Annotated in this window: 12 protein-coding genes; 9 read left to right on the top strand and 3 right to left on the bottom strand. The window is 37.1% G+C overall.

The window, feature by feature from the left end; translation table 11 throughout:
* The first annotated feature begins 125 nt into the window (after positions 1 to 125).
* From KMW28_RS20685 to KMW28_RS20670, 4 genes are read left to right on the top strand one after another with little or no spacing between them, the layout of a single operon-like run.
* The gene (locus KMW28_RS20685) at positions 126 to 689 is read left to right on the top strand and encodes a glucose-6-phosphate isomerase family protein (RefSeq protein WP_169662457.1); all 564 of its coding nucleotides are present in this window, start codon (positions 126 to 128) and stop codon (positions 687 to 689) included.
* Positions 686 to 1,645, top strand: a complete 960-nt coding sequence (locus tag KMW28_RS20680; protein WP_169662458.1) for an ROK family protein — start codon at positions 686 to 688, stop codon at positions 1,643 to 1,645. The genes KMW28_RS20685 and KMW28_RS20680 overlap by 4 nt, the downstream gene beginning before the upstream one ends.
* Positions 1,632 to 3,377: a class I mannose-6-phosphate isomerase gene (locus KMW28_RS20675; RefSeq protein ID WP_169662459.1), complete on the top strand. Its 1,746-nt coding sequence runs from the start codon at positions 1,632 to 1,634 to the stop codon at positions 3,375 to 3,377. The genes KMW28_RS20680 and KMW28_RS20675 overlap by 14 nt, the downstream gene beginning before the upstream one ends.
* An 11-nt stretch (positions 3,378 to 3,388) precedes the next feature.
* Positions 3,389 to 4,177 carry a glucose-6-phosphate isomerase family protein gene (locus tag KMW28_RS20670; protein WP_169662460.1) on the top strand — a complete coding sequence of 263 codons (789 nt, stop codon included), beginning with the start codon at positions 3,389 to 3,391 and terminating at the stop codon, positions 4,175 to 4,177.
* A gap of 47 nt (positions 4,178 to 4,224) precedes the next feature.
* Here KMW28_RS20670 and KMW28_RS20665 read toward each other — a convergent pair whose 3' ends face one another.
* Both KMW28_RS20665 and KMW28_RS20660 read right to left on the bottom strand, forming a co-directional pair.
* On the bottom strand, positions 4,225 to 5,217 hold the full coding sequence (locus KMW28_RS20665; RefSeq protein WP_169662461.1) for a sensor histidine kinase: 993 nt from the start codon (positions 5,215 to 5,217) through the stop codon (positions 4,225 to 4,227).
* Between the two features lie 231 nt (positions 5,218 to 5,448).
* On the bottom strand, positions 5,449 to 6,552 hold the full coding sequence (locus KMW28_RS20660; protein ID WP_169662462.1) for a helix-turn-helix transcriptional regulator: 1,104 nt from the start codon (positions 6,550 to 6,552) through the stop codon (positions 5,449 to 5,451).
* 561 nt (positions 6,553 to 7,113) lie between these two features.
* On the opposite strand from KMW28_RS20660, the gene KMW28_RS20655 reads away from it, so the two are divergent.
* The 5 genes from KMW28_RS20655 to KMW28_RS20635 all read left to right on the top strand — a co-directional run bounded on the left by KMW28_RS20655 (position 7,114) and on the right by KMW28_RS20635 (position 22,522).
* Complete coding sequence (locus KMW28_RS20655) at positions 7,114 to 8,871, top strand: coiled-coil domain-containing protein (protein WP_169662463.1); 1,758 nt, start codon at positions 7,114 to 7,116, stop codon at positions 8,869 to 8,871.
* Between the two features lie 173 nt (positions 8,872 to 9,044).
* A complete protein-coding gene (locus KMW28_RS20650; RefSeq protein ID WP_169662464.1) occupies positions 9,045 to 12,113 on the top strand; it encodes a SusC/RagA family TonB-linked outer membrane protein in 3,069 nt (1,022 codons plus the stop codon).
* Positions 12,114 to 12,125: 12 nt separating this feature from the next.
* Positions 12,126 to 13,553 (top strand): RagB/SusD family nutrient uptake outer membrane protein, encoded by a 1,428-nt coding sequence (locus KMW28_RS20645; protein WP_169662465.1) that lies wholly within the window; start codon positions 12,126 to 12,128, stop codon positions 13,551 to 13,553.
* Between the two features lie 33 nt (positions 13,554 to 13,586).
* Positions 13,587 to 15,029 carry an FISUMP domain-containing protein gene (locus KMW28_RS20640; RefSeq protein WP_169662466.1) on the top strand — a complete coding sequence of 481 codons (1,443 nt, stop codon included), beginning with the start codon at positions 13,587 to 13,589 and terminating at the stop codon, positions 15,027 to 15,029.
* A gap of 17 nt (positions 15,030 to 15,046) precedes the next feature.
* Positions 15,047 to 22,522: a S8 family serine peptidase gene (locus tag KMW28_RS20635; RefSeq protein ID WP_169662467.1), complete on the top strand. Its 7,476-nt coding sequence runs from the start codon at positions 15,047 to 15,049 to the stop codon at positions 22,520 to 22,522.
* Positions 22,523 to 22,580: 58 nt separating this feature from the next.
* Here KMW28_RS20635 and KMW28_RS20630 read toward each other — a convergent pair whose 3' ends face one another.
* Positions 22,581 to 23,441, bottom strand: coding sequence for an SDR family oxidoreductase (locus KMW28_RS20630; protein WP_169662468.1), 861 nt, complete (start codon positions 23,439 to 23,441; stop codon positions 22,581 to 22,583).

The raw sequence follows: 23,441 nt of genomic DNA, 5'->3' as shown, positions 1-23,441 counted from the left end.
TTTCGAAAAATTAAACAAAAGACTTTGTTTAAACATACTAAATACCTTGCCATCAGTAATCCACCTCATACTTCCTCTAGAAGTCTGGATTTTTTGGAACATGTTTAATCTAACATCAATTACTTATGCCAACTATACAATTAGAAATTACATCAGGAAAATTAGCAGGTGAGGGAGTCATCACTGCTCAAAAAAAATTAAGTCAATTGGAAAATGTGTTCCAAGACGAAGCTACTCGAAAATCGATGGACCAAGACCAATTAATTTATGAGGTGCAAGCTTACATGCCTGTAGAGGAAGGCAAAGAAGGTGGGTTGTATTTTGGGAATTCTACCATTTTTCCAGGGAAAGTCAACAACGAATATTTCATGACTCGAGGCCATTTTCATACAAAGTTAGATACGGCAGAATATTACTGGTGTATTCAAGGGAAGGGTGCTTTGATTCTAATGGATGAAGAAGGCAAAACTTGGTTAGAAGAAATGACTCCAGGATCTGTGCATTACATCCCTGGAAAAATTGCACATAGAGTAGCCAACACCGGAGATGAGAAGCTAGTTTTCAATGCATGTTGGCCATCAGAGGCTGGACACGATTACGCCACTATTGAAAAAGACGGTTTTGGAGCAAGATTGATGGAAGTGGATGGAAAACCTCAGTTAGTGCAAAATAAAAAGGAGATGGTATGAGAAACATCTGTATAGATCTCGGAGGAACCAATATTAAGGCAGGGATTATTGAAAACGATCAACTATTGTATTCATGTTCAGCTCCCTCTATGTCGGATCAATCCTTTTTAAAAGTAGTCTTAGTACTAGAAGAATTGATTGATCAACTTTTAGAAAAAACCAAAACTCAGATCGATAGTATTGGTGGTATTGGTTTATGTATGCCCGGTATTGTTGATGTGGATAATAACAGGGTCTTAGCCATTAATGCCAAACATGAGGAGGCGATTCAATTCGATTTCAACGGTTGGGCGAACACCACTTATCAGTTGCCTATTGTGATGGAAAACGATGCAAGAACAGCTCTTGTAGGAGAGTGGCAACAGGGTGAAGGAAGAGGAACTGATGATATTGTGATGATGACTTTGGGAACAGGTATCGGTGGGGCAGCCATGATCAATGGAAAACTATTGCATGGAAAGCATTATCAAGCGGGTTGTTTAGGCGGACATTTTACGGTTGATATTAACGGAAGCCAATGTAACTGTGGAAATATTGGCTGTGTAGAATCTCAATCGGCGTCTTGGAGATTACCATCTTTAATTGAAGAAACCCCAGGAGGAAAAGAACTGCTCAAACAAGAATCAACGATCGATTTCAAAAGATTATTTGATTTAACCCGAGAGGGAAATCAAGTGGCTAAAAATGTAGTGGAGAACATCATGAAAGTTTGGTCTGCAGGAATTGTCAACATGATTCACGCCTACGATCCAGATAGGGTAATTGTAAGTGGTGGCATCATGAATTCCAAAGATATCATTTTGCCTTTCATGCAAGAGTGGGTAGATAAATATGCTTGGACTGCCAATCATCGTGTAGAAGTAAAAGCATCTATTGATACTGAAAATATAGCCCTGTGGGGTATCAACTATTTAGTGAACGAAAAAATTAATCAACAAGTCAATGACAGCGTTTAATAATCAGCCAAGAGTAAAGGTAAAAGGGAATTACTCTTGTGCGAAAGGTTGGGAAAACATCTCTTCTCAAATCTTAGAAGTAGCCAACAGCAAGAAAAATCAGAAGGTAATTATTGTCGAAACCTATCAGGGAGTTCATATCGAAGAACTGATCGATGAATTACAAAAAGGTTTGAATGCTGAACGTCTCATTTACACAAAGCAATTGATGAAATCGGAAGAGAACATTTCATCAATGGTTTATCCTGATGTAACTGACGATAGAATTTTTGGTTACCTCACTCGAATAAATATCGAAGATTACTTTGATGCAGCCAAAGTGGAAGAAGCGAAAAAGGCAGTGGCGAAAGAATCTAATTCGGTGTTGATTATTGGACCTGGAGCAGCGCAATTATATACCGGTGATGAAACATTGGTGTATGCGGATATAGCACGTTGGGAAATCCAACAAAGAATGAGACGTCATGAAGTGGACAACCTTGGGGTTAGTAATCGTGATACTGAAGATTGGATGCTGCTTTACAAGCAAGGCTTCTTTGTGGATTGGAGAGTATGCGACCGTTTTAAGAAAAAGCTGTTTGATAAAATCGACTTGGTATTGGATACCAACTTAAAAGGCAGTCCTAAAATGATTTCTGGAGAGGCTGCTTTAAAAGGGTATGCACAAACCGTCAATCAACCGTTCTCTGTAGTACCATTTTTTGATCCAGGTCCATGGGGTGGTCAGTGGATGAAAGAAAAGTGTAATCTAGATCCATCGGCACAAAACTACGCTTGGTGTTTTAACTGTGTACCAGAGGAAAATAGTTTATTACTTGAAGTGGATGGGGAGTTGGTAGAATTACCTTCCATTAATGTAGTATTCAAACACCCAGTAGAATTAATGGGCGATGCTGTTCACGCAAGATTTGGTGATGAGTTCCCAATACGTTTTGACTTCTTGGATACAATGGATGGAGGAAACTTGTCCTTACAAGTGCATCCTTTAACAGAGTACATTCAGGAGAAATTTGGCTTGCATTATACCCAAGACGAAAGCTACTACATGATGGATGCCAAGAAGGATGCTATTGTGTATTTAGGTTTTAAAGAAGGCGTAAATCCAGAAGAATGTATTAAGGATTTGAACCGAGCACAACAAGGTTTGGAAGAGTTTGATGCCGATAAACATGTGGAGGTGTGGCCTGTGAAAAAACACGATCATGTTTTGATACCTGCAGGAACAATTCACTGTTCGGGTAAAGATTCTATGGTGCTAGAAATTAGTGCGACTCCATATATTTTCACTTTTAAGCTTTGGGATTGGGGACGTGTTGGTTTAGATGGTAAGCCAAGACCGATCAATTTAAAGCATGGTGAGAACGTGATGAAATGGGATAGAACAACTGAATGGACCAAAAACAACTTGGTTAATGCAGTGCAAGAGGTAGCGCAAGGAGACGGTTGGAGAGAAGAAAGAACAGGCCTCCATGAAAGAGAATTTATAGAAACACGTCGTCATTGGTTTACAAAAGAAGTACATCATAAAACACCTTTTGGTGTGGAAGTTTTCTGTTTGGTAGAAGGGGATCAAGTAGTGGTAGAATCACCTATAGAGGTGTTTGAACCTTTTGTGGTCAACTATGCTGAAGTAGCTGTAATACCGGCAAACATTTCAGAATATACTATCCGTCCATGTGGACCAAGCGAAGGCAAAGAGTGTGCGACACTTAAAGCATATGTGAGATCTTAATAGTAAACATCATGGAAAAACTCTTCGATCAAGGCATTAATATTTTTGCCAACTATGAATCCTTCAATTTTGAATATGGAGAAGGTTGCTTCGGGCCAGAGGTAGAAGTACGTACGTTAGATGCTATAAGAAAAAGCCTCTTAGAACCCAATTGCGATGGACCAGAAAAAGTATATTCTATTGCAATGGATGTGGGGAAAAAACAACATCAGCAACAACTAAACGAGCAACATTTATTGTTTGGTTTAGTGACTTACGCTAAAGGTCGTTTGGGGCAAGAACCAATTCGTAGTCAAGGACATATTCATAAAACATCGGCTTATGCGAACGATTGGTCCACACCAGAAGTGTATGAGATTTGGAGCGGAAAAGCCATTATTTACATGCAAGAATATGCCAAAGACCATCCGGGTAGATGTTATGCCGTTATAGGCGAGTCTGGAGATGTGATTATCGTTCCTCCATTTTGGGCACATGCAACAATATCTGCAAACCCCGAAAATCCTTTAACATTTGGTGCATGGTGCGATAGGGACTATGGTTTTGATTATGATGATGTTAGAGCCCACAAAGGATTGGCTTATTATCCTTTACTGAATCAGGATAACGAGATGGAATGGCAAAAGAATCCGATGTACGAAAAATCTGAATTGGTAGTAAAGAAACCTCGTATCTATCAAGAATTTGATATTCAACCGAATAAACCCATCTATAAGCAATACGAAGAGGATAACGATAAATTCAAGTTTGTTCCTCGACCCGATTTGTTTAAAGAAAAGTGGTTAGATTTTATACCTTAGTTAAAATGAGTGTTGTGTCTATTTCTAAAATAGATGCAGCACTTTTTTTAGGATTGACTAATAGGTATTTCAAAATAAAAAGTTGTCCCTTTACCAAGAGTTGATTCTACCCAAATTTTCCCATGGTGAAGATCAACTATTTTTTTACAATGAGCCAAACCTATACCTGTTCCTTTATATTCATGGGAACTATGTAATCGTTGAAAGATGATGAATATTTTATTATGATGTTGTTGATCAATACCAATACCATTGTCTTTAACACTGAAAACCCAACTGTTTTGCTTTCTTACTGCATTGATTTCTATAATTGGATGATCGTCTATTGGACCAAATTTAATAGCATTGGAAATAAGGTTTTGGAATAATAAACCAAATTCATTTTTGATGACATTCACCATAGGTAAATCGTTAATAAGTATAGAAGCATTATTAGCTTCAATCTTTTGATGTAGATCTTCCAATACTTCTTTTACTAATAAATTACAGTCTACTTCTTCAAGTATTAATCGTCGACCAATACGTCCGTATTCTAATAAATCTTTGATAAGTGTGCTCATTCGTTGACTAGAAAGATGAATATAATTCACACATTTTTTACCTGTCTCGTCTAAAACAGAGGAGTATTTATCTTTTAAAATACTAGTAAAGCTAGATATAGTGTTTAATGGTTCTTGTAGATCGTGGCTTGTGATGTATATAAATTGCTCTTGTTCTTTATTGTTTTGCTCTAATTTTTTGATGTATGATGCTTTTTCATCATTTAGTTTTTTGTGTTGAACAGCAATAATATAAAGGATCCAAATCGATAAAATGGAGATTCCTCTATTCACAAAAGCCATCCAAGTGGTTCTTTCATCAAAAGTTAAAACCGGAATAATACTAGTGAGAAATGTGGCTAATAATGATAATTTAAGGGTGACGTCTTTTTTCTCTCTCAGTAATAAGGCAATACAACACACATACATTACACCCACAGCAACGCCTAATGGGATGTAAAGGTCAACCATGAAAATGATAATCATGGCAAGCGAACTCATGTATATTGGCTTTCTATATTTATGTAGCATTACCGTTAAGAAAAAGCTATCAGTCTAAAATTAGTTATGTGTACGGGTTATCAATCTTTAATTTGATAGTCGAACATCAGAGTAATGTAGTATATACTATATAAGTTATTCCTTTAGTCTTGTCTAAACAAGTGATTATCATTGAATTGATGAAGTTGTATGCATTACTATAGAATAATCACTTATATAAGTAGAATAATCCTATTTATCTATAGATGTAACTTTTTCTAGCGTTTTGATATATTCCGAAGGGGTCTGTCCAATTTTTTGTTTGAAAGTTCTATTAAAGGTGGTTTTAGAGTTAAACCCAGCTTGTTCGCCAATATGAGGTAAGGTATATTGAATATGTTTTCCCTCATCAATTAATCGCATGACCTCTTTTAATCTAAAATCATTCATCAATTCATAGAAGGATGTATTTAGATCGTTATTCAGCATTTGGGAAATCTTTTTATAAGAAAAGTCTGAGATTTCGACCAAATCCTGCATTTTGAGGTCGTTTTTTAAATAAGGCTTTTTCGTTTCAATAATACCCAAAAGCACTTGACTATCAGTACTTGAGTGATCATTAATTGAAGATATTATGGGTGTTTCATCAAATAGAAGTTCCTTAGAAGGTGCTTCTTTATTTATATTTTCTGTCTCAAGCTGCAAGAATAATCTAGGCCATTTGAAAGCACAAAAACCAATGGTCATCATTAAAAAGGTTAATCCAAAATAAAAGAAGTGGAAAAAGTTGACCGTTACTTTTACTTCTAATATCTGTAAGACCACACCCGCTGTACCCACTGCCCATAATAAGATATTGCTGAACATGAAAAACTTCATGAAGCGAACAGATAATTGTAATTCTTTGGTAATAGATGAATAGTCATTAAACTGATAAAGTATTTTGAAAGATTTAAGTGAATAGATAATTCCTTGAATAATAATGATTAAATCAAATACTAAACTATAGGACAAAAACCACTCGGGCAAACCATTGATAAGATGATCTAATTTTTGATCTGATGATAATATTAAAAAGGGAGAGAATACAATCAAATAGATCAAAATCGGTAAAAAGTGGAAACTTATCTTGTAGCTAATTTTTGATGTCGGTATAAAAAAGAACTTGATATAAAGATACATCAAAGGAAAGAAAAGTAAGACCACTGGATCTATTAACGAATACAAGTGAGGATGATTAATAAAGAATTCATCCGACTTAAAAACGTAAATAAAAACTGTTGTTGTCCAAACTAAAATAAGACTTCCTAATGTAATATTAGAAGGACTTTTTGGTGGGACAAAATAAATATACATAGAGAGTAAAAATGATAAAATTACCCCTACTAATAATGAAAAATGAAAAATACTGTCTAAAATCATGGTAGTTAATTATGCAGAATGTAATGTTTACACAACGCATTAAAACCTTCTATAATAGTGTAAATTAAAATCGAAACTACACTAGCGATGAGATGATATTGGTTTTAATCTTAGTGGTTTGTTTGGAAGTTTAATAATCGAAACTAGTAGTAAAACTTCAACTGACAAATTTATAAGATGTGCTTAAGAAAACATAATTCACAATGTTAGAAATACCTAATATTTAAAATCGATTCCTTATTAAAACACAATTATCATTAAATGATTTATTTCTTCGATAAGAAAAGTGTGAAATTTATAAATAGCAAATTATTAGTCACTTAATGTGTGCCACTGAATGCCGGTTAGGTGTGTCACTCGTGGAAAATGTATCATTGAATGTATTGGTACGACTTGATATAATACAAGTTAGGCGGATAGGTTTATTTCGAGAATCTTTACGGTCAATACTATTTATGTAACCACTCGTAATCTATTTATTTAAACTTTTTAATCATGTTTCGTAACAAACTTATACTATTATCACTTGCACTTTCTTGCTGTGTAGTGAGTTGTCAGATCGACGACCAAGATATCCAAAGTCAGTTAGATGACTTAAATGGAAAAGTAGACGAGCTAAACCAAAATTTGGATAGCTTAGATCAGGAATTGGCTGCTTTACAAGAGGCACATCAACAAGCTTTATTAGTGAAGCTTCAAGAAATGGACGATGCTATGGCTGACCTAATTGCAGAGAACGAAAAGTTATCTGAACAATATGGTGAAATTGCTGATAGTTTAGATTCAATCAAAGAAGAAGTTGAAGGAGGGAATAATTCTATTTATTATGGAGACTTATTAACTGCTGAAAATTATGCTTCTTATAAAGCACAAGGAGCATCTATTGTAACAGGTAATGTTCTTGTAACTTCTGCTGAGCAAGTAGAAGCGTTATCGACACTTCGAGTGATTGGAGGAAACTTACAGATTTCTGAAGTGATGGATGCTCAATTGTTAGCACTAGAAACTATTGGTGGAGACGTGGTGCTTTCTGAAGTAAAAGGAGGAGTAACTTTCGATAACCTTTTCACAATTGCTGGGCGTTTATACGATAGAGATAATGGAGAACACACTTCATTGGTTGCTAATAAGCTAGCGTTTGTAGCAGAAGGCGTTGAAATCGTAAATAACATTTTATTAGAAACGGTGTCATTCGAGTCGATTTCATATGCTCAATCATTAGTGATTGATAGTTACTGGGCAGAAGATCCTGATTACAATAACTATGGTGCATTAACTACAGTAAAAATCAATGGTCTTGATGTTGAAGGTAACCTAACGATTCGTTTCGGAGGCACTGGAGCCGTTAATATTGGAAATGTGGGCGGTAAATTGAGTTTGGAAAAAACTAAGTTTACTGACATTACTGTTGAGGGAACTACATTGGGTGAACTTGAAGTGATTTGGAATTCCGAGTTAGTCAATCTTTCTTTAGATGAATTGACTACAGTGAACGGTAAATTGAATATTGGAAACAATGCTCCAGCAGGTGGAATTGGTATTGGCGGAGGTTCCTCAGTAGCTTCAACAGGGTTCTCAGTATTCCCATCTTTCGAGAAATTAACTACGGTTTTAGGAGATATTAATGTAGAAGGAAACTCAAATATTACTGCAATTGAGTCATTTAACAATATGATCAATTACTCTGGTGAGAACATTAGCTTTATTAATAACGGAACATTAAGCGTTATGGATGTATTTAATGAATTGCTAGTTGCTGAAAACAGAATTTCTCAATATCAAGTAACAAAAACAAGAATATTTATTTCAGAAAAAGTGAGCTGGTTTAATGGTTTCTCTAAACTTACTGAAGGTGGTGAAATCTCGTTAACAGTAAATAATCCATCAGAAGAAAGTGGTGGAATTGGTATTTCTAGTGTGATTAAACTAGAAGGTTTTTCTGCCATTACTGAAGCAACTAATGTATCATTATATATTGGAGAAGTGACTGAACTAAATGCATTTAATGTATTAGAAACATTAACTCCTAAATACCCTAACTATACCTACTTCACTTTAGATATGCCTAAGGAATCAACAGTTTCTTTCTGTTCTTTATCTATGATATTGAACAAAATTAAGAATGGAGATTTTGATAATCCTTATAACGCAAGTGTAAAGGCATCTATTAGAGATCTAAATGAGTGGGGTTACTATGGAGAAGTAGATGATCGTGATGCTGCCATCGATGAACTTCTATCTGTATGTGAATAACTGACACCTATTTTTACCTATGAAAAGGTAGCCTTTTAACTCTTGATATTCATCGAGAAGTAAGAGTGATTCTCTTTGTATCGATGAGTTGTTGGGCTACCTCAATTTAAACCTAATAAAAGTAACCAGTTATCTATTCCATCATTTATAACTACCAATTCAAATCATAATTCATGAAGAATCTATTCGTATTCTTTCTGCTTCAGCTTATCACAATTTCTGCCTTGTTTGGTCAGAATAGAATTGTGAAAGGTAAAGTTGTCGACGAAGAAGGAGCTGAACTTCCTATCGTAAACATTCAAATTCAAGGTACAGATATCATTACTGTGACCGACATGGAAGGGAATTACAAAATAAATGTGCCTTCCGATTCATCTACTTTGGTGTATACTTTTATTGGTATGGCCGATGTCTATGAAAAAGTAAATAACCGTTCTGTGATTAATGTGAAGTTAAAACAGGACATGCAGCACCTAGAAGAAGTAATGGTGGTTGCTTATGGTACTTCGACCAAAGAAGCTTTTACGGGTTCAGCTGAAGTCGTAGATGATGAAGTGCTAAAAAACAGAGCTGTAACCTCTTTCGATAAAGCATTACAGGGAACAACTCCTGGTTTAATGGTATCGAGTAGTTCAGGTCAGCCGGGTGCAACTTCTACGGTGAGAATTCGTGGAATCGGTTCATTAACGGCGAGTAGTTCTCCACTTTATGTTTTAGATGGTGTACCTATGACGGGTTCCATCTCTGATATTAACCCAAATGATATTGCAAGCATCACTGTATTAAAAGATGCAGCAGCAGCCTCTTTGTATGGTTCTCGAGCTGCAAACGGTGTAATTATTATCACGACCAATCAAGGGAAAACGGGTGAAACCAAAATCTCATTAAACTCTCAGTTTGGGGTGTCTAGTCGTGTTTCTGATGGTTATCAATTGATGAACTCGTCTCAGATCTATGAGCATAGCTGGATGGGGTTATACAATCAAGGTTTATTGGATAATATGACTGTTGAAGAAGCACGTCAATTTGCACATAACAGTGTAGAAGGTATTGTAGGTTTCAATCCTTTCAGTTCGGAAAGTCCTTTAGATCAAAATGGAAAAGTGATAGAAGGAACACATCTTCATACCAACACCAATTGGAGAGATGAGCTTTATAAAAATGGTTTGATTAATAACCATAATTTAAATATTACTGGAGGAAATGATTTAACTAAAGTATTCTTTTCTTTAGGTTATTATGATGATACCGGAACAATTCTTAGTTCAAACTTTACCCGATACACAAGTAAGGTAAATGTTTCTCATAAGATCAATGACTTCCTAACGGCTGGAGTAAACTCTATGTTGTCTTACTCAAAAACAAACGCACCTCCAAGTGGTTCGGGTGGAGCCAATCCAGTGAGATCTGTAGAAATTATCAATGCTGCCTCTCCGGTATATAATTCCGATGGTACATATAATTGGGACAATAATGCTGTATTTGACTTCAACCCAATCGGGTTAGCCGAGAAAGACAAATATTTGTATGAGACCAAAAGAGGACTTTTGAATGCCTATCTAAATGTTGATTTCACTAAGAATTTTGCATTTAAAACGACTCTTGGAGTAGATAATTCCATCAACAAAGGCTTAAACTACTACAACCCGGAACATGGTAATGGTGCTGGTGTAAATGGTAGAAGTAGCATGTCTCAGACCGATAATATGGCTTGGAATATCTCTAACCTATTTATTTATAATTATTACAGAAAGGATTTCTCTTTTGAAATCTTAGCTGGTCAAGAAGCAGCAGGACAAAGTATCTCTACGCTGTCGAGTGGAGTAACCGATTTTTCTGTGGATGGCTATTACGATTTGGTTTGGGGATCGAAACCCTCTCAGCCTGGAAGTTTCACTTCGGAATGGACGTTGGTGTCTTATCTAGGACAAGCTAAAGTTGATATTAATGATAAGTATTACTTCAGTGGTAGTATTCGTACAGATGGTAGTTCAAGGTTCGGTAAAAATAATAAATACGGAATGTTCTATTCGTTAGGTGGTGGATGGAGAATCAATAATGAGGCCTTCATGCAAGATATTACTTGGATAAACCACTTGAAGTTAAGAGCAAGTTATGGTACTTCAGGCAATAACTCTATTGGTAATTATCAATCACTTGGTTTGTATGGAAGTGGAGCCAATTATGGAGGTTATGCAGGTCTGACACCAGTATCTAGAGCCAATGAGGACTTACAGTGGGAAAAAATCACAAGCTTCAATGCAGGATTTGAATCGAGATTATTCAACAAAATGTCGTTGTCTGCAGAATACTACATTCGTCACTCAGATGGCTTATTGTTCAATCAGCCATTATCAGCATCAAAAGGTTTTGGTTCTATTCTAACCAACCTTGGTGCAATGGACAACAAAGGTGTGGAAGTCGCTGTATCATATGATATTGTTACAGGTCCTAAATTCTACAGTACTATTGGTTTTAACTTATCTACGAACGAGAATACCATCAAGACTTTAACTACGGATAGAATTATCAGTGGAACTAAAGTTATTGAAGAGGGAGGAAGCATGTACCAATTCTATTTGAGAGAGTGGGCAGGGGTGAACCCAGAAAATGGACGTCCGATGTGGTATGTAAATCATTCTGGAGAGCAAGGAGAAGTGATGCCAAGTTCAGCATTTAACGATCCACACGGTTCTGGTAAAATGGTAACAAGTGAGTATAACGATGCTGAAAGAGTTCGTTTAGGTACAGCATTACCATCACTATTTGGTGGACTGAATTATACATTAGGCTACAAAAATTTAGAGCTAAGTATGTTTGTTTCTTTCAATTACGGAAACAAAGTCTACAACCACGATTACGCTGTAAACATGCACGACGGCGTGCATACCGGATATAATTTAGCCGCTGATGCCTTGGATGCTTGGACTCCAGATAACATTTATACCAACGTGCCTAGATATGTTGCCAATAACACGGATAGAGGAAACGAAATGTCATCTAGATTCTTAGAAGATGGATCTTATGTGCGTTTAAAGAATATCACTTTAGCTTACAGATTACCAAAACGTCTTTGTGAAAAAGCAAAATTAAGTGGAGTAAGAGCATTCGTATCGGGAGAAAACTTATTGACATTCACCAACTATAAAGGATTCGATCCAGAGATGAGTATTAATGGTGTTACTGGAAGTAATATCCCAGGTGTAAAAGTCATCTCTACAGGTTTCAATTTAGATTTTTAAGGAATAGGAATAATGATATCAACTATAAAAAATAGCTTCATCACCTTTTTATCACTTACGGTTTTATTTTCTTGCTCTAAAGATTTCTTAGAATTGAAACCAACTGATGCCATCGAGGAAAATGAGGTTTTTACCAACTATAATAATGCTAGAGCAGCGTTGATCGGTGCTTATGATCAATTAAGTTCTCCAAATTTCGGAGGACTTTACAATCCCATTATGTCAGATATTATGGGAGAGGATTTGATGATCAATTCTGTCGATAACTGGAACTGGTTCACTCAGGTATATCAAATGAATGTGCTCCCTACATATACATATGTAGATGCACCTTGGTGGTCGGGTTATAAATTGGCTTACGATGTAAATAAAATCGTAGAAAATGCACAATCTATTCCAGGTGCCTCACAAGAAGAGATGAACGAATTGGAAGGACAGGCCCGCGCATTGAGAGCCTATGTTCACTTAAAATTGGTGCAAATGTATTCTCAGGCTTACAAACGAAATCCTAATGCTTTATCGATCATGGAAGCGGATAGAATTTTAGGGATTGACGAAGAAGACTTAGGAAGATCTACGGTTCAAAATACATATGAATTTATTGCTTCTGATTTATTAAAATCGTTGGAGTTATTGACGGATTTGGATCAGGATGAGTTCGACCAAGGATTCTTTTCTAAGCGAGGTGCCTATGCATTATTGGCGAGAACCTATTTAGATATTGGTGAATGGGAGATGGCTAGAGATTATGCACAAATGGCACATAAAGACCTAGATTTAATGTCGATTAACGATATGTATGCTGGGTTTATGTTTAGAAACTCAGAGACTATTTATGCTATTGCTTACACTCAAGAAGATAACAACATTTACCTAAGTTTACCCTCTTTCTATTGGCCTGTAGCAGGTTATAGTTCGATGAGAGCAAACGATAAGTTTGTAGAAAAGTTCTCTAACGATGATGCGAGAGCAGGTTTCTTTTTGATGGAGCCAGAAATTGATGAAAACAGACATTTGATCTTAAAGTTCGGTCACAATGCTGTAGTGGGTAATGCTGAAAGAATTGTCATTCGTGCCTCAGAAATGCATTTGATAGAAGCCGAGTGTGAAGCAGAATTAGGGAACTACTCAAAAGCACAAGATGCTTTGTATTTAATTCAATCTCGATCGTATCCTGGCGTTAGAAAAAGCACAAATACAGGTCAGGAACTCATTGATGAAATCCTATTGGAGAGAAGAAAAGAGTTATTCGGAGAAGGCTTTAGATGGAACGATATCAAAAGACGTCAGTTGCCATTTGTAAGGGAGGGTAACCATTGGGTGAAATTCAATTTTACATCAAATGATCCGGATTATTATAGAATGACTTTCCCAATTCCTCAATCAGAAATTGATGCCAACAGTAATATCTCGGAGGCAGATCAGAATGAGGGTTACTAACATCAAACAACCAATTGATTAAATAAACTTCGTATGAGTAAAATCACGATAAGAACAATCGGTTTTCTTTTTACACTCTTGCTTGGCTTTGGGTGTAAAAAGGATGCCGAATTGATAAAAATAAATGCCGATGCAGGGCCAAGTTTTATCGATATAGAAACAGAAAACTATATGATAGAATTAAATGCTCAAGCGGTAAAGACAGGACAAATTGGAACATGGAAAGTGTACATCGGAGAGAACGGAGTTTTCGAAGATGCACACTCACCCAATACCAAATTTTATGGAGAACCTGGGGTGACGTATCAGTTAATCTGGGAAGTGAGAGAAGGTGATCAGTACCAAACGGACGTGATTACGGTATCTTACAAAGCGCTGGAACCAACGATCTTAACTGTCATTCCTCAAGACACTTTATTCAATAATATCTCAACCTACTTAACAGCAGAAGCACCCAAATTTGGTACTACCGGTACATGGGAAATTGTCGAGGGTAATGGTGGTCAGATCACTATGGTCAATGATAGTACTGCTGCATTTGTCGGTCTGAAAAACAACGCCTACAGAGTGCAATGGACCATGACCTTCGGTAATCAAATAGTCTCTGAAGAATTAGCTTTTGTTACTGATGAGTTAAGAGCATTTGCGGGTGATGATCAGTTAGATATTATTACTGATCTAAATGATAAAGACCAAAAATTCTTCACTTTAGAAGCCTTTTTACCAGCAGGAGGTGTGGGTAGTTGGACCCTATTAAGTGATGAAAACGCTCAAATCTACAACAAAGATTTACCTCATTCATTGTTTAAAGGCGATCCTGATACAGAATACGAATTGGCTTGGAAAGTAGAAGTAAATAATACCGTTTCCACTGATACCGTGAAGCTTCGTTTTAGAGGAAAATGGGGTGTTTGGGTAGACGCTCGAGATAACCAAGAATACCGTTTCGTAGAGATTAACGGTCTGGAATGGATGGCCGATAATTACAATTATGCGGAAGATCCAGGGAACATGTCATGGTACTATGGATATGCTTATAGAGCAATCATCGAAGACGGTCATGCACTAGATGATGAAGACGAGAGAAAGTACTACGGGCGACATTATTTTATCACTTCTATGCTGAATAACCCACCCGAAGGGTGGAGACTTCCTACGTCTATCGAACTAGATGATATTATCAGATTGTATGGGGGTGAATTGTATGCAAAAGAAGCCTTAAGAGAAGGTGGAGCATCTGGCTTGGAGATCAATCACCCAGGATATTTATCTTTTAGCGATCCATCAGATCCAGCATTCAGGCACATTTTCAAAGCACAAGATAGAGAGACGTTAATCATGACTTCCGATATCAATCAGAATACAGGTATGGGGTATGTTTTCCTTATGAATACAAGTATCGATAATGTCGGTTTTGCGGTAATGAATACGTATTACAATGCCTTAACCGTTCGTTTTGTACGTGAAAAACAATAGAAGCTAAAATTAAGAAAATGAAGAAATTATTGATATTACTGTTCTTAAGTATTGGCTTTGCTTTCAGTACTTTTGGACAACAAAATCAGCCTTCGGGGGACGATATCGTAAGTGGTAAAATCAGAGTGAAATTTACCAAAGATGCCATCAATACCTCATCGAATTTGCGTTTATCATCTTCTGGTAACCAAGTAGGTATTGCACATGTGGATGATGTGAACCAACAAGCAGGAATTTATTCTATTAGAAGAGTATTCCCTTTTTCTACCAAACATGAAGCGAAACATAGAGAATATGGGCTTCACTTGTGGTATGAAATAGATTTTGATACACTCATCGATCCTTATGTAATGATAGAGAATTACAAAGGTTTATCGGAAGTGGATATCGTGAAACCGGTATACACTAAAGTGAATATCGACAATGGTTCTCAACCTGTACTTTTTAAGCAAAATGCTTTTAAAGCAACAAACACTCAAGAAGAGGAATTCAAGTTTGATGACCCTTTGTTGACTGATCAATGGCACTATATTAACCACAGACAAATTGGTGGTGAATACCATATGGATATCAACTTGGAAGAAGGTTGGGAAGTAACATCTGGAAGCTCCAATATTATTGTCGCTATTGTTGACCAAGGCGTGGATCCTTACCACGAAGATTTAGTGGGCAACATGTGGGTGAACGAAGCCGAAATGAATGGTACACCCGGTGAAGATAGCGATGGAAATGGTTATGTTGATGACGTATACGGTTACAACTTTATTGTTCCCGGACCAATAACTCCAGGCGACCACGGTACTCACGTAGCGGGTACAGTGGGTGCCGTAAATAACAATGGAGTAGGTGTAGCTGGTGTTGCTGGTGGCGATGGATCGGGCAATGGTGTAAAGCTAATGTCTTGTCAGGTGTTTGATTACCGCGAAAGAAACGGAAATAACTTTGCCGAAGCGATTGTATACGGAGCCGATAACGGAGCTGTTATTTCTCAGAACTCTTGGGGATATAACGTAGACAATTACTACGAGCCAGAAGTTTTAGAGGCAATTAGATATTTTGTAGCCGAAGCAGGTCAGTATGAAGGTAGCCCCATGAAAGGTGGTATTTTATTCTTTGCAGCAGGTAACACAGGTACTGAAATGCAAAATAAATATCCCGGAGCATTTGATGAAGTAGTGGCAGTTTCTGCCTTAGGTCCATCAGGTTTACCGTCGTATTACACCACTTCAGGCGATTGGATCGATATTGCTGCTCCCGGTGGAGATATGCTTAATTTCGATCAAGAAGGAGGTATTTTGAGTACCCTAACCAATAACAACTACGGCTATATGGAAGGAACATCAATGGCTTGTCCACATGTAAGTGGTGTGGCTGCATTGGTGATTTCTAAATTTGGTGGTGATGATTTTACTGCGGATGATCTAAAAAGAATTTTATTGAATTCAGTGGTTCCTTTCACTTTCCAACACAACGACAAGTTTGGTCGAGGAGTATTGAATGCGGCCAATGCTTTGGTAGACGACAACCGTATTCCACCCAACGCAATTGATGATTTAACGGCAGCTGAAATTCTTCATAATGAAGTAACTTTAGAATGGACAGTTCCTGAAGACGAAGATAGTAACGGTCCTGGCGTGTTCTATTTAGCATTTTCGACAGAAGAAATTACAGAGGAGAATTTCAATAATCAGTTAATTTTTGGAATCGAAAATAATATGGCTGAGGGAGATACGTTCAGAGTGCGTTTCAATCAGTTATTGAAGAAATCAGATTATTGGTTCGCGGTGAAATCTGTCGATCAGTTTTCAAATCTCTCGGAAATATCAAATATTCTGAAGCTGACGACGGTAGATGAACCTCATTTCATGTCGAATACAAATCAGATTTCTGTGTTTATTGATGTAGAAGATCAAACTACTGTAGAGGCTCCACTAGAGTTTTCTAATATCGGAGATGGAGCAGTGTATTGGGCAGCGATGGTGACCAACGAGCACAATTATCATGAAGAATATGGTATAGAAACACAAACGGCTTCAGTTGCTCAAGAAGAAGTGAATGAGGTGTTAAGCATGCCATTGAATTTCAATAATGAAGTAAATCTTAATTCTGCTGGTCGTACAATGGAAATCCCGACTTCTATGGAAGTGACGGAAGTGTCAGAAGCGGTGCTTCATTCGAACGAGCATTGGAAAAATGATGTCACAGAATACGTATCGGGTATGTCGTATGAATTGTACGAAGGTCCAAGTATCATTGCAGGTTCTGGTAATCCAAATGCAGGTCTAATTTTCGCAACACGTTTCCATATTCCTTACGATTATGAATTCAATTTAACGCATATTGAATTAGGGATGATTCCAACGGTAAGTGATAAACCGTTCTTTATCGAAATCAGAAAAGGCGGATATAGAAACTTGTTGGAGTCTGAAGTAGTCTACACTCAAGAGTATTATCCTGATACGGTGGATGTGATGAAATACTACAGAATGCCTCTTTATCAACCGCAATTTTTTGATGAAAACGAGACATTTTGGGCAGTCATTCATTTTCCTAAAGAAATCGAAAGACCACTATTATTACAGTTTGGATTTATTCCTTCAGAAGTCGATAACTTTATAGTTTCTAGAGACAATGGTAGAACTTACGAATCGTCGTTGGTACTTTCTGCTAGAAGTACGATCCCTTTACTAAGAGTATTGAGTACAGGTAGCAACGGTTCTTTCGTATTTATCGATCCAACTTCAGGTAAAATTGAATCGGGGGAAACTTCTTCCGTAACTGCCACTGTAGACGCACAATCTTTAACCAATGGTAAACACTTGGCTTCTTTGGGTATCTTAACCAACGACATCCATAAACCTATTGTAAATATTGAGGTGGAGGTTAATGTCACCGGACATTCTGCTGCTATTGATTTAGAGAAACAGTACGAACTAGAATGTTTTACGAATGTCGAAAAGGAACATCAAATAATCTTAGAGAATACAGGATTGGGCGATTTGCTGATTAACGGATATGAGATCGATGGACAGGCGGTGACGTTAGAAGATCCAATCACTGTAGAAGCAAAATCAACTCAAGAATTCAGTTTTCCTTTCACCATATCATCTGATGGAATCCATAGAAAAACATTAATTCTAGATACGGATGCAGGAAAAATCAATGTTCCATTAACAGTAATGAGTGTCGTACCACCAACACTAAATGTAACATTGGAAGATACGGATATAGATATTGATTATGGCACCACAAAAGAGGTGACATTAACGTTAGAAAATACCGGTTCACAAGCCGATTTGGAATACGATTTAACGCCTTATAGTCAGTTAGCTTTAAAAGGTGGTGTATTGCCAGAAGCGTTAAGTTATTCCATTAAATCCGCACCTTTTGATGGTAAGCTTTGGGATGAACTTCAACAAATTGGTAAAGATATCGATCCTGAAGTAACCTTTGCAACATATGACTTCGGTATGGAATTTCCTTTCTTCAATGAGAAGTTAAGCAAGTTCGATATCACGTATAATGCACGTATTTTTCTGTACAATTATATAGCTTGTAGTCCGATCGATTTCGAAGACGGTTTCCAACGTGCCATCGAGATGAAATACCATGCCTATGGTGACAAGTTTGTGGTTTCAATGAAGACCAATCACATTATCTATGAGAATTCTAAATTCAATATTAGAAATGCGGAATTGGAGTATCAGATTGTATTCTACAGAAATGGATTGATCGAATACAACTATGTGAATGTTGAAAACATCGATCCTGAAACAAGATATAGAGTTTACACGCTTGGTTTTACCACTGAAGATACATTGATGTACAAAGATTTCGACGACGATGCTTTGTTGTTGAAAAACGGTACAACGGTCGCTTTTGAGCCATCTCAAGATATCAACATGGTATTTGATGTGGAACCTTACAAAGGAGTTGTTGCTCCGGGAAATAGTGTCGATTTAAAGGTGACTTTAGACCCCGAATTCAACCAGCAAATTAACGGGACATACCAAAACTCTATTGTGGTTTCATCAAATACAGTTGAAGGATTGACAACCGTTCCATTTACAGTAAATGTACACGGTGAGCCTGAAATGAGTGCAGTCGATTCTGTTCTTTTTGCTGATGTAAAAATCGGTTTATTCGAAAAGAATTTTATTCATATAGAAAATACTGGATCAGCAGCTGTAACGATTTCTTCTATAGCTATCAACAACGATGTGTTCTCTTTTGATAATGAGTTGATTGGGACTGAAATCAAAGGACAATCGAATTTCCCATTGCCAATAATCTATACGCCAACATCAAATAGTAAGGAGGAAGCAGTGGCTACTGTTACTTTTAGTGATGGAAATATCACTCGATCAACCATTATCGGAGAAGGTATTTTTGATGCTGACTATTCGCATAACTTCCCATCAGAAATAGTAGTAGATGCCACTATCGGAGAGGTAGAAAATGTAGATGTCTATATTCAGAATGAAAGTAATGGAGTCGACTTCGAATATGTCATTCAAGAAGGTTTGTTTACTTCACTTCGAAATGAGTCGATAAATGATGTGTTCGATAGCACCACTTTCGGTTTTATGAAAGACGATTACGGATATACTTGGCATACGAGCAACGAAGAAAATAACTTCTATCGTTGGGAGAATATCAAAGGTGAAAACGTACTTCCTGTAGAAGATAATAAGCCTATGGCCATCGGTTTACCATTTGATTTTCCTTTCTATGGTGGTGAATACGATAGTATTTGGGTATCTATTCACGGTATGGCTTCAGTGCTTCCAATGGAAGAAGATTTCCTTTACCAACGTTTTGAAAAAGAGGATGGTGTGAGTGGTATTCTTGCTCCTTTCTGGTCTTACTTAAAGTATTCGGGAACAGATAGTATCTACTATAAAGTAACAGACGACCGTATGTTGGTACAGTGGAACAACTTTATAGGTAAAGACGCTACATCTAGTCCAGGTATATTAAGTTTTGGTTTGGAAATCGTGAAAGACGGTCGTATTTATTTCCACTACAAAAAGCTGGATACATGGGGCGGATTGCTAAAATATGGTTTAGAAAGTCCAGATGAGAAATACACTTTAGAAGACGAAAGTGTACTTATTGTGAATCAATCGTACCTTACAAATCGTTCTTCGATTGCTATCGTTCCTCCTGTACATCATAAAGCAAGTGCAAATGCAAAAGACAATTATGTACTATCGGTCAATACATCGAGATATAACTATAATGGGACGTATTTTGATACGCTAAGAGTACGTACAAATAGCGATATCAAACCATTGATTGAGGTACCTGTAAAAGTAAACGTAACAGGATCACCGGAATTATCTGTACTAAATGATGTCGACTTTGATGAGGTAGTATACAAGGAAAACTTAAGTATTTCAGATGAGATCCAATTGATGAATATTGGGAATAATGATCTTGAGGTCACTAAAATAACAAGAACTAATTTAGAGGCTGCTAACTTCTTTGATGAAGACGGTAATCAAATGATTATGAACAGTTCAGGGACATTATTGTCTCCAATTGTGATTCAACCTTGGGAAGTGGTGAATATTAAGTTTGTCTTACCTGTATCAGAAAAAAGTGATGTAAATGGACAGCTGAACTTTATTAATACTACAGGTGAAGCGTCATCAAATATCACTGCAAAATTAGTGGACTCACCTGTTTTTGTTTGGGATGCTACCGATCAGGAGTACACAATGAGAAGTACAGACACATTGGACTATAAATTTTCTATTGAAAACAATGGAGAATCGAAACTGAAATATTCTATTATTCCAGCAGTGTTACCAGAAATTGACCCAACGGTTATTCCGGGAGCTATTGAGGAAATAGGCGAAATTACAAGAACAAACGGAGTGGTAGTCGATTCATTGGCCTTGGATCGTAGTGAAGAAGCAGATGGTGTATTCACTCCTTTTGTAGTGGGTGCAAAATTAGGATTTGCCAATCGATTTGTCGCTCCTTCAGGTGGTTTTGATGTGACTCATGTGAAAGTCTATTCTTATATTCAGAGTATCAATGAGTATGTGCGTATTATGATTCACCAAGGTGGAGATTTACCTCAAGAAGGTCAGTTGTTATTGGATCAAAGATTCAAAATCACAGAAAAAATCGACGAAGATTGGATGTACTTCAAATTAGATCAACCTTTCCATATCCCAGAAGGGGAGACTTTCTTTATTGGTGTTGCACTTCCAGTTGCACCTAAGTACATGGGCTTTAACAGTACAGAGGATCGGGCAATTCTAGACAATTGTTACAGTGGAGTTTACGGCGGAGAAGCTGTAGATGGAAAATATAATTGGTGGCAAGCACATGGTTATGAGAAGTTTGCTTGGAAGATTCGTCCGTTAACGGCTAGTGGTGAAAACAATTGGTTGTCATTGGATCAAAAAGAAAATGTGCTTTTGCAAGGTGGACAATCTGAAGTAACAGCTACAGTGAATGCTTCGGGAGCAAAACCGGGCGAAAATGTAGCTTCAATTATTGTGTTGACCAATGATGCTGCAAAAGAAAAAGACATCGTTAAGCTAAAAGTGAATGTAAATGGACGTCCAGAATTTTTACATACACCAAATAGCTATCAAGATACACTTCGAGTAAGCGAAGATGGAGAATATACCTTCAATTATCTATTTGAAGATCCAGAAGGAGATGCGATGAGCATTCAAGTGGATTCAAATGATATTCAAAATATCGTTTATCATTTCCAACAAGATGGAGCTCAGACGGCTTCTTTAAAAGTGATAGCTGATTACGAAAGTGAGGGCTTGTATCATCTTCCAATCTCAGTAACTGATGAATTTGGGAACACCACGGTAGATACGACATTAATTGAGGTGACTCATAAAAACAGATCTCCGATGTTGAACATGGATTATGCCATTATTAGAGTGAATTTGGCGGATACAGTACAAGCAATCACGATCAGTCCAGACGATCTATTTAACGATCCCGACGATGATGAACTATTGATTTACGCGGGTAACTACACTCCAGATATTGTCGATTTATCATTGGGTCAAACCTTTATTAATATCAACCCAATCCAAGAAGGAGTAGGGCAGTTGGTATTTGCCGCTGATGACGGTAAAGAGAACGGTTTTGTCGCCTACCTAATCTATGTTGAAATCATCGACGATCCGTCTGCAGTGATGAACAGTACAGATAAAAACGGTCAGCCAATGCACTTGGATTTCGGCACTTTTGATCACTCGGTGGTTTATCCAAACCCAGTAACCGATGGTAAAGCTGTTGTGGCTTATAAAGTAGATGAAAACACAGGTGTGGAAATGGAATTGGTCGATATCAATGGGCAGACAATATTTAGAAAAACATACGATCAGCAAGAAGCAGGATTGTATTCAGAATTGTTGCCATTAAAAGAATTGTCAAGCGGAATGTATATCCTAAAATTAAATGTGGATAAGCAATTCGTGGAAACACATAAAATTATTATTAAGTAACATTGAATTGGTGAAAGTAGTAAATGCACTAAGAGTTTTCTTAGTGCATTTCTTTTTTCTAAAGGAAACTATTCGCAATCATATCACGAAGTTTTGTTCCGTCGGGATCTGCTTGTGTTTTTAACTGACAAAAACGTTCGGCCCATTCGGAACTTCTTATTCTTAAAGGAGGATTTTCATTTTGGGCGACTTGAAGGACTACTTCAGCCACTTCTTTACCTGTTTGATAAATTGGAATTTCGCTACTTTTAGCTCTTTCCTGACTGCCAGCCATGTACTTCTCAAAGATTCCTTGATACTCACCCATAGCAAACTGTCCATTGGAAGAAGTTTTCTGAACAGCTGAAGCCATAAATTCCGTTGAAATGCCACCAGGCTCAACATTTGTAATTTTAATATTGAAAGGTTTTGAAACATAGTTCGCCAATGCTTCCATGTAACCTTCTACAGCGAACTTGGCTCCACAGTAGAACTCATTGAAAGGTTGTCCCACTAAGCCTCCCACAGAAGTGATCGTAATAATTTGTCCACCATTCTGTTTTCTCATATGTGGTAGCACTTCTTTGGTACAGAAGACTACACCGTGGTAATTTACATCGGTCACCCATCGAATTTCTTCTTCAGATGTTTGTTCGGTAGTTTTTGCAAATCCGGCCCCTGCATTATTAAATAAGACATCTATTTTCCCATCATTAGCTATAATAGTATCTACTGCCTTTTTAATAGACGATAAGTCGGTGACATCTAAAGGTAGAATCTCGATATCCAATTGTTCTTTTTCAATAGCGTCTTTTAGAGCATCTGCTTTTTTGAGATTTCTCATTGTAGCATAGACCTTAAAGCCATTTTTAGCAAAGAGAATTGAAGCTTCCAATCCAACACCTGTGGATGTACCTGTGATTAAAACATTTCTTTTCAT

Source organism: Flammeovirga yaeyamensis, assembly GCF_018736045.1.
GTDB classification, from domain to species: domain Bacteria; phylum Bacteroidota; class Bacteroidia; order Cytophagales; family Flammeovirgaceae; genus Flammeovirga; species Flammeovirga yaeyamensis.
The sequence above is the reverse complement of the archived record's forward strand: the minus strand, read 5'-3'. Positions and strand labels throughout refer to the sequence as shown.